This window comes from Pseudomonas sp. EB271-G4-1 (genome assembly GCF_058791355.1).
On the sequence record NZ_JBYTEO010000111.1, the window covers coordinates 1 to 11,133 of the forward strand.

At 63.4% G+C, this 11,133-nt stretch carries 9 protein-coding genes; 8 read left to right on the top strand and 1 reads right to left on the bottom strand.

Translation table 11 applies throughout. The features are described from left to right. The first annotated feature begins 163 nt into the window (after positions 1-163). Both AC3WWR_RS30010 and AC3WWR_RS30015 read left to right on the top strand, forming a co-directional pair. A complete protein-coding gene (locus AC3WWR_RS30010) occupies positions 164-1,699 on the top strand; it encodes an APC family permease (RefSeq protein ID WP_083349284.1) in 1,536 nt (511 codons plus the stop codon). 176 nt (positions 1,700-1,875) lie between these two features. Further along, positions 1,876-3,300, top strand: a complete 1,425-nt coding sequence (locus AC3WWR_RS30015; RefSeq protein ID WP_083349285.1) for a gamma-aminobutyraldehyde dehydrogenase — start codon at positions 1,876-1,878, stop codon at positions 3,298-3,300. Positions 3,301-3,404: 104 nt separating this feature from the next. Here the strand turns inward: AC3WWR_RS30015 and AC3WWR_RS30020 are convergent, their stop codons facing one another. Beyond that, a complete protein-coding gene (locus AC3WWR_RS30020) occupies positions 3,405-3,641 on the bottom strand; it encodes a hypothetical protein (protein ID WP_020801332.1) in 237 nt (78 codons plus the stop codon). A 178-nt stretch (positions 3,642-3,819) separates the two neighbouring features. On the opposite strand from AC3WWR_RS30020, the gene AC3WWR_RS30025 reads away from it, so the two are divergent. The 6 genes from AC3WWR_RS30025 to yghX all read left to right on the top strand — a co-directional run bounded on the left by AC3WWR_RS30025 (position 3,820) and on the right by yghX (position 10,929). After that, on the top strand, positions 3,820-5,583 hold the full coding sequence (locus AC3WWR_RS30025; RefSeq protein WP_151142604.1) for an L-lactate permease: 1,764 nt from the start codon (positions 3,820-3,822) through the stop codon (positions 5,581-5,583). Between the two features lie 195 nt (positions 5,584-5,778). Further along, a complete protein-coding gene (glcD, locus tag AC3WWR_RS30030) occupies positions 5,779-7,278 on the top strand; it encodes a glycolate oxidase subunit GlcD (RefSeq protein ID WP_492599301.1) in 1,500 nt (499 codons plus the stop codon). Next, positions 7,278-8,342, top strand: coding sequence for a glycolate oxidase subunit GlcE (glcE, locus tag AC3WWR_RS30035; RefSeq protein WP_083349286.1), 1,065 nt, complete (start codon positions 7,278-7,280; stop codon positions 8,340-8,342). Before glcD ends, glcE begins: the two co-directional genes overlap by 1 nt. Before the next feature lie 3 nt (positions 8,343-8,345). Then, positions 8,346-9,566 (top strand): glycolate oxidase subunit GlcF, encoded by a 1,221-nt coding sequence (gene glcF, locus AC3WWR_RS30040; protein WP_033044510.1) that lies wholly within the window; start codon positions 8,346-8,348, stop codon positions 9,564-9,566. A gap of 19 nt (positions 9,567-9,585) precedes the next feature. Continuing rightward, entirely contained in the window at positions 9,586-9,987 is a 402-nt protein-coding gene (locus tag AC3WWR_RS30045) for a heme-binding protein (protein WP_033044508.1), read from the top strand. Between the two features lie 54 nt (positions 9,988-10,041). Further along, positions 10,042-10,929 (top strand): YghX family hydrolase, encoded by an 888-nt coding sequence (gene yghX / locus AC3WWR_RS30050; protein WP_492599302.1) that lies wholly within the window; start codon positions 10,042-10,044, stop codon positions 10,927-10,929. Positions 10,930-11,133 lie beyond the last annotated feature (204 nt).

Consider the following 11,133-nt stretch of genomic DNA (forward strand, 5'->3'; position numbering starts at 1 on the left):
GGCCATCACCTTCAACATTGATGTTGGCTGATAAGCCGCTTTCGCGAGCAGGCTCGCTCCCACATAGGGTCGGCGACAACCTGATAACAACAAGCTCCACAGGAGCAACGGCGGGGTCAACCCGCCAGCACTAATCCACTGCCATTGATAATGAGGAAATAACATGAGTGGCTCATCCAACACGCGTGCAAGCAGCGCCGATCAGGACGCGGAACAACTGCGCGCCCTCGGCTACAGCTCGGATTTCAATCGCAGCATGAGTCTGTGGGAGAACTTTTCCCTGGGCTTTACCTACCTGTCACCCGTCGTCGGGGTCTACACCCTGTTCGGCTTGTGCCTGGCCGCCGGCGGCCCGCCGATGTTCTGGTCTTACTTGCTGATCGGTGCAGGGCAAATGCTGGTCTGCCTGATTTTTGGCGAGGTGGTATCGCAGTTCCCGATTTCCGGCGGTGTCTACCCTTGGGCCCGTCGCCTGGTGGGCAAGCGCTGGGCGTGGATGGTCGGCTGGGTCTATGCCTGGGCGTTATGCGCAACCATCGCCGGGGTTGCGGTGGGTGCCGGTCCGTACCTGGCGATCATGCTCGGCTTCAATCCCGGCCCGGATGCCAACATCATTATCGCCCTGGCAATCATCCTGCTGTCCACCGCGCTGAACCTGGTGGGCACCAAATTGCTGGCGCGGGTAGCGATGTTCGGCTTTCTCTGCGAACTGGTCGGCGCGATCCTGGTCGGCGGCTACCTGCTGATCTTCGAGCGTCATCAACCGATCAGCGTGCTGTTCGACACCTTCAATCTTGAGGTAAACGGCTCGTACCTGCCGGCCTTCCTTGCGGCCTCCCTGGCTGGCCTGTTCCAGTACTACGGCTTCGAAGCCTGCGGCGATGTCGCGGAAGAAACCCCGAACCCGGGCAAGCGCATTCCCAAGGCCATGCGCATGACCATCTACATCGGCGGTGCGGCAGCGATGTTCGCGTGCCTGGCGTTGATCCTGTCGGTGCCGGACATGGCCAAAGTGCTGGCCGGTGAAGACACCGACCCGGTCGCCACGATCCTGGCCAATGCCTTCGGCCCGATCGGTTCGCGCCTGGTGATGGCAGTGGTGATGGTGTCGTTCATCTCCTGCGTGCTGAGCTTGCAAGCCGCCGCCAGCCGCCTGTTGTTCGCCTATGCCCGGGACGAGATGATCGTCGGCAGTTCGCTGTTCAAGCGCCTGTCGGCCAACCATGTGCCGTCGTTCGCGCTGCTGGTCAGCGGCCTGGTGCCGGCAGCGATCGTCTGCCTGGGGATGTTCATGGCCGATGCGGTGGCCACGATCGTCGGTTTCGCTGCGATCGGCATCTACGTCGCCTTCCAGTTGATCGTGGTTGCCGCGTTGATCGCCCGCGCCAAGGGCTGGCGCCCGAACGGCCAGTTCACCCTCGGGGCCTGGGGCCTCTGGGTGAACCTCGGCGCACTGGTCTATGGCGTGTGCGCCATCGTCAACATGGTCTGGCCGCGCTCGCCGGATGCAGCCTGGTACATCAACTATTCGATGATCCTGACCACGCTGGTGGTGATGGGTGCGGGCCTGGTCTACATGCTGCTGGGCAAGCCCTACGACAAGGGCACGGCGCCGGCGGGGGATGCGTGGAAGTTTTCCAAGCCGCTGGCCAAGGGTGGTGAGCTTTCCGGTGCTGCGGTAAACAAACCAGCGATCTGACAACCCAATACCCACTGTGGAAACCGAATCAATGTGGGAGCGGGCTTGCTCGCGAAAGCGGTGCATCAGCCAGCATCAATATTGAATGTGATGGCCTCTTCGCGAGCAAGCCCGCTCCCACAGTTTGAATCGGTTTCTTCAGGGGAAATAACAACAGTTCTGACGAGGACGATGTCATGCAAACCCAACTCTTGATCAACGGCCAACTGCTCACCGGCGAAGGCCCCGCCCAACCGGTGTTCAACCCGGCGCTAGGGCGCGTGCTGGTGGAAATCAACGAGGCCAGCGAAGCCCAGGTCGATGCCGCCGTGCGCGCCGCCGATGCCGCGTTCGATAGCTGGTCGCAGACCCCGCCCAAGGAACGTTCGCTGCTGCTGCTCAAACTCGCCGACGCCATCGAGGCCCACGGCGAAGAGCTGGCCAAGCTCGAATCGGACAACTGCGGCAAGCCCTACAGCGCCGCGCTCAACGACGAGATCCCGGCGATTGCCGACGTGTTCCGTTTCTTCGCCGGCGCCAGCCGTTGCATGAGCGGCTCGGCCGGCGGCGAATACCTGCCCGGCCACACCTCGATGATCCGCCGCGACCCGGTCGGGGTGATCGCCTCCATCGCGCCGTGGAACTACCCGCTGATGATGGTCGCCTGGAAAATCGCCCCGGCCCTGGCCGCCGGCAATACCGTGGTGCTCAAGCCCTCGGAACAGACGCCGTTGACCGCGTTGCGCCTGGCGCAACTGGCAGCGGAAATTTTCCCGGCCGGCGTGCTCAACCTGGTCTTCGGCCGCGGCCCCACCGTCGGCAGCCCGCTGGTCACCCACCCGAAAGTGCGCATGGTGTCGCTGACAGGTTCCATCGCCACTGGCGCGAACATCATTTCCGGCACCGCCGACAGCGTCAAGCGCATGCACATGGAACTGGGCGGCAAGGCCCCGGTGATCATCTTCGACGACGCCGACATCGACGCCGCGGTCGACGGCATTCGCACCTTCGGTTTCTACAACGCCGGTCAAGACTGCACCGCCGCCTGCCGCATCTATGCCCAGGCAGGCATCTACGAGAAATTCGTCGAGAAGCTCGGCGCCGCCGTGAGCAGCATCAAGTACGGCTTGCAGGACGATCCATCGACCGAACTCGGCCCGCTGATCACCGCGCAACACCGCGACCGCGTCGCCGGCTTCGTCGAGCGCGCCGTGGCACAGCCGCACATCCGCCTGGTCACCGGCGGCAAGGCCGTGGAAGGCAACGGTTTCTTCTTCGAACCAACGGTGCTGGCCGATGCGCAGCAGGACGACGAGATTGTCCGTCGCGAAGTGTTCGGGCCGGTGGTGTCGGTGACCAAATTCAGTGACGAGGCACAGGTGCTGGGCTGGGCCAACGATTCCGACTACGGCCTGGCGTCCTCGGTGTGGACCGCCGATGTCGGCCGCGCGCATCGCCTGTCGGCGCGCTTGCAGTACGGCTGCACTTGGGTCAACACGCACTTCATGCTGGTCAGCGAAATGCCCCATGGCGGGCAGAAGTTGTCGGGGTATGGCAAGGACATGTCGATGTATGGGCTGGAGGATTACACCGTTGTGCGGCATGTGATGTTCAAGCATTAAAAATCAAACGCTTCGCGAGCAGGCTCGCTCCCACAGTTGATCGAATTTCCCCTGTGGGAGCGAGCCTGCTCGCGAATATCGCATCGCCAATCCCCAGCCATGCGTTACAAGGTTCTCTGGCTGTTGCCGATACCCTTGGCAATGTCAATTCCCCAGTCCATCGCTGCTTCCATGTCCAGCATATGGGGTTTTGGATCGTGGTTTTCGTCAATGACCGAGCCGTCCGGCCGGTAAACACCGATGAACATTCCCAATGAGCCGTCCTTCAGTATCTCGGCCTTGACCTTGATGCTGCATCCGTTCGAAAGCGTCTCCTTGTGCTCGATATGGCGCTCAGTCATTGCTGCTCCCCTCCCACAGTTGGTTTCGACCTATCGGCAATGCTAGCTCAGCCGCCTGCCAAGCGCTGATCGAGGCGACGGCCACCGCGCCCTGACAGCGGCGCAATGGCACCTATACTAGAGGCCACCTCCCCCCCAAGGGGCTGCACTCCCAACAACAAAAAAGCAGAGGTGGAACATGGTCTGGCAGCAAATCTACGATCCGTTCAACAACCCGGTGCTTTCGACCCTCATGGCAGCCGTGCCGGTGGTGGTGATGCTCGCAGCCCTGGCCTTCTTCCATGTCAAGGCACACCTGGCGGCACTGCTCGCCCTGGCCTCGGCCCTGGTGATCGCGATTTTCGCCTTCGGCATGCCCGCCGGCATGGCGGGGTCGGCCGCGTTGTACGGCGCCGCCAACGGTTTGTTGCCCATCGGCTGGATTGTATTGAACATCATTTTCCTGCACCGGCTGACCACCGAGAACGGCTCGTTCAAAGTGCTGCAGGACTCCCTGGCGCGGATCACCGACGATCGCCGTCTGCAATTGCTGCTGATCGCCTTCTGTTTCGGCGCCTTTTTCGAAGGCGCAGCGGGGTTCGGTACGCCGGTGGCGGTGACCGGGGCGATCCTCATCGGCCTGGGCTTTTCACCACTGGCCGCTTCGGGCCTGGCGCTGATCGCCAATACCGCGCCCGTGGCCTTCGGGGCCCTGGGTACGCCGATCATCACCCTGGCCAAAGTCACCGGGCTCGATGAAATGGAGCTGTCGATGATGGTCGGACGGCAACTGCCGTTCTTCTCGGTAATCGTGCCTTTCTGGCTGATCTGGGCCTTCGCCGGCTGGCGCAAGATGCTGGAAATCTGGCCGGCGATCCTGGTGACCGGGGTCAGTTTTGCCGTCCCGCAGTTCATCGTGTCCAACTATCACGGGCCGATGCTGGTGGACGTGATCGCCGCGCTGATTTCCATGGCCTGCCTGACGGGTTTCCTCAAAGTGTGGAAACCGGCCACCGTGCATACCTCCGCCGCCCTGTCCGGGCGCGTCGATAACTCGGCCATCGCCGAGGAGCATGACGAAAAGCCGATCGCCAGCGCAGCCTTTGCCAGCGATGCCAAGCCCGCGGTAATGCGCGCCTGGATGCCGTGGATCATCCTCACGGTCTTCGTTTTCGCCTGGGGTACCCAAGGCTTCAAGAACATGTTCGACACCCGCCCGGCGATCGATCCGGCCACCAGCGCGGCCAAACTGGATCCCCAGGGTAAACCGCTGCGCGAGGCCAACCCGATTTTCGCCCCGGTCCTGACTTTCACTACGATTCACCAGCAGATCGAAAAGGTTCCGCCCGTGGTGCCTGCACCGAAAACCGAAGAAGCGATCTACAAGTTCACGTGGTTCACCAGCACTGGCACCGGCATTCTGCTGTCGGCGATTCTCGGCGGGCTGTTGATGGGCTACTCCATCCCGCAGCTGGTTCACCAGTACCTACGCACGCTGTGGGTGGTGCGCTACTCACTGGTCACCATTACCGCGATGCTCGCCCTGGGCTTCCTCACCCGCTACTCGGGGCTGGACGCGACCATGGGCCTGGCCTTTGCCGCGACAGGGATTTTCTATCCGATGTTCGGCACCCTGCTCGGCTGGCTCGGCGTGGCGCTGACCGGCTCGGACACCGCGTCCAACGTGCTGTTCGGCGGCTTGCAAAAAGTCACCGCCGAGCAACTGGGGCTCAGCCCGGTGTTGATGGCCGCCGCCAACAGTTCCGGCGGGGTCATGGGCAAGATGGTCGACGCCCAGTCGATCGTCGTTGCCTCCACCGCCACCCGCTGGTATGGCCATGAAGGGGAAATCCTGCGCTATGTGTTTTTCCACTCGATCGTCCTGGCGATCCTGGTCGGCGGCCTGGTGACGTTGCAGGCCTATGTCGCACCGTTCAGCAATATGGTGGTGGGCGGCCATTGATCGGACAACCCGGGCAATCACCCAAATGCTGTTCACTGTAGGAGCGAGCATGCTCGCGATGGACTCAAGTACGCTGCGTTTAGTCAGTAAACACGCGTTATCGTTGACGACCATCGCGAGCATGCTCGCTCCTACAGTGACCCAGCATTACGGCAATCGCCCGGGCTTTCATGAACGGAGTATCGTAAAACGACTATGAATATTCTCTACGATGAACGCGTTGATGGCGCTCTGCCAGAGGTCGACAAGGCCGCGCTGTTGCAGGCCTTGCGCACGCAGTTGCCCGACCTGGAAATCCTGCACCAGCAGGAAGAACTCAAGCCGTACGAATGCGACGGGCTGAGCGCCTACCGCACCACGCCGATGCTGGTGGTGCTGCCGCGGGACATCACCCAGGTCCAGGGCGTATTGCGCCTGTGTCACGCACGCCGGGTACCGGTCGTCGCCCGGGGTGCCGGTACCGGCCTGTCTGGCGGCGCCTTGCCCCTGGAAAAAGGCGTGCTGCTGGTGATGGCCCGCTTCAACCAGATTCTGCAGATCGACCCCGCCGCCCGTACCGCGAGGGTGCAGCCGGGAGTGCGCAACCTGGCGATCTCCCAGGCCGCCGCGCCGTTCGGCCTGTACTACGCGCCCGACCCGTCCTCGCAGATCGCCTGCTCGATTGGCGGCAACGTCGCCGAAAACGCCGGCGGCGTGCATTGCCTCAAGTACGGCCTGACCGTGCATAACCTGCTCAAGGTCGACACCCTCACCGTCGACGGCGAACAACTGACCCTGGGCTCCGACGCCCTGGATTCCCCCGGCCTTGACCTGCTGGCCTTGTTCACCGGCTCCGAAGGCATGCTTGGGGTGATCACCGAAGTCACGGTCAAGTTGCTGCCCAAGCCGCAGTCCGCGAAGGTGCTGCTGGCCGCGTTCGACTCCGTGGAGAAAGCCGGCCACGCCGTCGGCGACATCATTGCCGCCGGCATCATCCCGGGCGGCCTGGAGATGATGGACAACCTGGCCATCCGCGCTGCCGAAGACTTCATCCACGCCGGTTACCCGGTGGAGGCCGAGGCCATCCTGCTGTGCGAACTCGACGGCGTCGAAGCCGACGTGCGTGACGATTGCGACCGCGTGCGCCAGGTGCTCGAGCAGGCCGGCGCCACCGAAGTGCGCCAGGCCCGGGATGAGGCCGAACGCGTGCGCTTCTGGGCCGGACGCAAGAACGCCTTTCCGGCGGTGGGCCGCCTGTCGCCGGATTACTACTGCATGGACGGCACCATCCCGCGTCGTGAACTGCCGGGCGTGCTCAAGGCCATCGCCGAACTCTCGGCCGAATACGGCCTGCGAGTAGCCAACGTGTTCCATGCCGGCGACGGCAACATGCACCCGCTGATCCTGTTCGATGCCAATACACCGGGCGAACTGGATCGCGCCGAGGCCCTGGGCGGCAAGATCCTCGAGCTGTGCGTGAAAGTCGGCGGCAGCATTACCGGGGAACACGGCGTAGGCCGGGAAAAGATCAATCAGATGTGCGCGCAGTTCAACAGCGATGAGCTGACCCTGTTCCATGCGGTCAAGGCGGCCTTCGACCCCGGCGGACTGCTCAATCCCGGCAAGAACATACCGACCCTGCACCGCTGCGCCGAGTTTGGTGCCATGCATGTGCACGCAGGAAAACTGCCCTTCCCCGACCTGGAGCGTTTCTGATGCACCCACCTGCTGATCTCGATGACAGCACAGCGCTGCTGGAGCAGGTCAACCAGGCGTTGGCCAACGCCACGCCGCTACGGATTCAGGGCGCCAACAGCAAGGCGTTCCTGGGCCGCGTGACGGCGGGGGAAATACTCGATACACGATCGCACCGGGGCATTGTCCGCTATGACCCGACAGAACTGGTGATCACAGCGCGCTGTGGCACACCGCTGACGGAACTGGCAAGCGTGCTGGACGCCGCGCAGCAGATGTTGCCCTGCGAACCGCCGGCCTTCGGCGATGACGCCACCGTCGGCGGCATGATCGCTTGCGGGCTGTCCGGGCCGCGTCGGCCGTGGTCGGGGTCGGTGAGGGATTTCGTGCTGGGTACGCGGGTGATTACCGGGCTGGGCAAGCATTTGCGTTTCGGTGGCGAGGTCATGAAAAACGTCGCCGGTTACGACCTGTCGCGCCTGATGGCCGGCAGTTACGGCACCTTGGGCCTGATCACCGAGGTCTCGCTCAAGGTCCTGCCCAAGCCCCGGCAGGCCCTGAGCATCAGCCTGCAAATGAACGTCGAGCAAGCTTTGCTGCGCCTGGCGGAATGGGGCCAGCAACCGCTGCCAATCAGCGCCGCCTGTCATGATGGCGAGTGCCTGCACCTGCGGCTCGAGGGCGGCGAAGGCTCGGTGGCGGCGGCCCACGATCGCCTGGGTGGCGAGGTGCTCGACGCTTCGTATTGGGCCGATCTCAACGAACAGCGCCTGGCGTTCTTCGATGAAGACCAGCCACTGTGGCGCCTGTCCGTGCCCAACAACACACCGCGCCTGTCCCTGCCCGGTCGGCAACTGATCGATTGGGGCGGCGCCCAGCGCTGGCTCAAGTCCGATGCCCGGGCAACGTTCATTCGCCAGGTCGTCGCCGAGGCTGGCGGGCACGTCACCTGCTATAGCCACGGGCTCACGGACACGCCCTTCCAGCCACTGCCCGACGCGCTGCTGCGTTACCACCAGAGCCTCAAGCAGCAACTCGACCCCCAGCGCATCTTCAACCCCGGACGCCTGTACGCGGAGTTATGAATCATGCAGACCACCTTGAGCGAACGCGCCCGCCGATTGCCCCGCGCCGAAGAAGCCGACAGCATCCTGCGCACCTGCGTGCACTGCGGTTTTTGCAACGCTACCTGCCCGACCTATCAGTTACTCGGCGATGAGCTCGATGGCCCGCGCGGGCGCATCTACCTGATCAAGCAGGTGCTGGAAGGCAACGAAGTCACGGCAAAGACCCAACTGCACCTGGATCGCTGTCTGTCGTGCCGCAACTGCGAGACCACCTGCCCTTCGGGGGTCGATTACCATAATTTGCTGGACATTGGTCGCGCCGTGGTCGATGCAGCGGTGCCGCGTCCGATTGGCCAGCGCCTGTTGCGCGAGGGACTGCGCAAGCTGGTGCCGCATCCGGACCTGTTCAAACACCTGGTCAACAGTGGCCAGACACTGCGCGCGCTGCTGCCCGGTACGCTGCAGGGCAAACTGCCGCGCAACCTCCCGGTGCCCAAGCAGCGTCCCGCCACCCGCCATGCCCGGCAGGTATTGATGCTCGAAGGTTGCGTGCAGCCCGCACTGTCGCCCAATACCAACGTGGCTGCCGCCAGGGTACTGGACCGGCTGGGCATCAGCGTCATGCCGGCCCGCGAGGCCGGGTGTTGCGGTGCCGTGGATTATCACCTGGACGCCCAGGCGGCTGGCCTCGATCGGGCCCGGCACAACATCGACGCCTGGTGGCCGGGTATTGAACAAGGCGCCGAGGCCATCGTGCAAACCGCCAGCGGTTGCGGTGCCTTTATCAAGGATTACGGGCACCTGCTCGAACGCGATCCAGCCTATGCCGACAAGGCGAAAAAGGTCAGCGCGCTGGCCCGGGACCTGGTGGAAGTATTGCGCGACGAACCGTTGGAACAACTGGGCATCCACAACGCCCACCGCGTGGCGTTCCATTGCCCCTGCACCTTGCAGCACGCGCAAAAACTCGGCGGCGCGGTGGAGAAGCTGCTGATCCGCCTGGGGTTCAACCTCACCACTGTTCCAGACAGCCATTTGTGCTGCGGTTCGGCGGGCACCTATTCGCTGACCCAACCGGAACTGGCCCGACAGCTGCGCGACAACAAGTTGAATGCCCTGGAAAGCGGCTACCCCGAAGTCATCGTCACCGCCAATATCGGTTGCCAGTCGCACCTCGACGGCGCGGGTCGCACCCCCGTTCGGCACTGGATCGAACTGGTCGAAGACGCCTTGTCCCAATAACGCCCACTGGAGAACGCCCATGAACCGCAAAGCCGTCCTGAGCCAGGTCGAAATCAGCCGGATCCTCGCTGCCGCGCGCACCGAAGCCCAGGCCAACCAATGGCCGGTGACCATTGTCGTGGTCGATGACGGAGGACATCCCCTGGCCCTCGAACGCCTTGATGGCGCGCCGCCCATCAGCGCCTACATCGCCACGGAAAAAGCCCGCACCTCGGCCCTGGGGCGGCGTGAATCCAAAGGCTATGAAGAGATGGTCAACGGTGGGCGTACGGCCTTTCTGTCGGCCCCGCTGCTGACCTCCCTCGAAGGCGGGGTGCCGATCATGGTCGACGGCCAGGTGATCGGCGCGGTCGGGGTGTCCGGGGTCAAGGCCGAGCAGGATGCACAAGTGGCGAAAGCCGGGGCGCAGTGCCTCGGTTGACCACAGGGCATGTCGCTGCAAGAACCATCAATCCGCCGAAGAGGAAGCGCACCGATGCCCCGTCTCACTGCAAAAGACTTTTCCCCGCAACTGCTGGAACTCTACGACTACTACGCCCATGGCCTGATCAACCGGCGCGAATTTCTCGACCGCGCCGCGCTGTTCACCCTGGGTGGCTTGACCGCTGGTGCGCTGCTGGCGTCCCTGAGCCCGGATTACGCCCTTGCCGAACAGGTCGAATTCACCGACCCGGACATCATCGCCGAGTACGTCACCTACCCCTCTCCCAAGGGCAACGGGCAGGTGCGCGCCTATCTGGTGCGTCCGGCAAAAGCCGCCGGCAAGGTCGCGGCGGTGGTGGTCGTCCATGAAAACCGCGGGCTCAACCCTTATATCGAGGACGTCGCGCGGCGCTTGGCCAAGGCCGGTTTCATCGCCCTCGCCCCGGATGGCCTGAGTTCGGTCGGCGGTTACCCCGGCAACGACGACAAGGGCCGTGCACTTCAGGAAAAGGTCGACCCGCAAAAGCTCATGAATGACTTCTTCGCCGCCGTCGAGTGGATGATGAAGCATCCCGACGCCAGTGGAAAAGTCGGCATCACCGGGTTCTGTTATGGCGGTGGCGTCACCAATGCGGCAGCCGTGGCTTACCCGGAACTGGGCGCCGCCGTGTCGTTCTACGGCCGGCAACCGCACGCCAAGGATGTGCCCCGGATCAAGGCGCCGGTGATGCTGCACTATGGTGAACTGGATACGCGCATCAACGAAGGCTGGCCCGCCTATGAGCAGGCGCTGAAGGCCGGCGGCAAGACCTATGAAGCCTATATCTATCCCGGCGCCAACCATGGCTTTCACAACGACTCCACGCCGCGTTATGACGAGGCGGCGGCGAAGCTGGCCTGGGAGCGGACGCTGGGATGGTTTCGTAAATATCTGGTTTGATTGAATGTTTGGATTGGAGGTATATCCGTTGCTGCGGTAACGGCCACTTAGGGTTTCGCCCTTACGGCGAGTCACTTGGAGAAGCCCGTAGGAGCGAGCATGCTCCGGGCGGCGTTCCGACGATGGAGGTCAACGATGACGCGGGAAGCCTGACACCCCGTGGTGCTCTCAGGTTTTTCGTCGGAACGCCGCCCGGAGCATGCT

What these genes read in the sequence shown, in the direction of transcription:
- AC3WWR_RS30010 (WP_083349284.1), top strand. Translation starts at nt 164, where the DNA reads ATGAGTGGCTCATCCAACACGCGTGCAAGCAGCGCCGATCAGGACGCG.
- AC3WWR_RS30015 (WP_083349285.1), top strand. Translation starts at nt 1,876, where the DNA reads ATGCAAACCCAACTCTTGATCAACGGCCAACTGCTCACCGGCGAAGGC.
- AC3WWR_RS30020 (WP_020801332.1), bottom strand. Translation starts at nt 3,641, where the DNA reads ATGACTGAGCGCCATATCGAGCACAAGGAGACGCTTTCGAACGGATGC.
- AC3WWR_RS30025 (WP_151142604.1), top strand. Translation starts at nt 3,820, where the DNA reads ATGGTCTGGCAGCAAATCTACGATCCGTTCAACAACCCGGTGCTTTCG.
- glcD (WP_492599301.1), top strand. Translation starts at nt 5,779, where the DNA reads ATGAATATTCTCTACGATGAACGCGTTGATGGCGCTCTGCCAGAGGTC.
- glcE (WP_083349286.1), top strand. Translation starts at nt 7,278, where the DNA reads ATGCACCCACCTGCTGATCTCGATGACAGCACAGCGCTGCTGGAGCAG.
- glcF (WP_033044510.1), top strand. Translation starts at nt 8,346, where the DNA reads ATGCAGACCACCTTGAGCGAACGCGCCCGCCGATTGCCCCGCGCCGAA.
- AC3WWR_RS30045 (WP_033044508.1), top strand. Translation starts at nt 9,586, where the DNA reads ATGAACCGCAAAGCCGTCCTGAGCCAGGTCGAAATCAGCCGGATCCTC.
- yghX (WP_492599302.1), top strand. Translation starts at nt 10,042, where the DNA reads ATGCCCCGTCTCACTGCAAAAGACTTTTCCCCGCAACTGCTGGAACTC.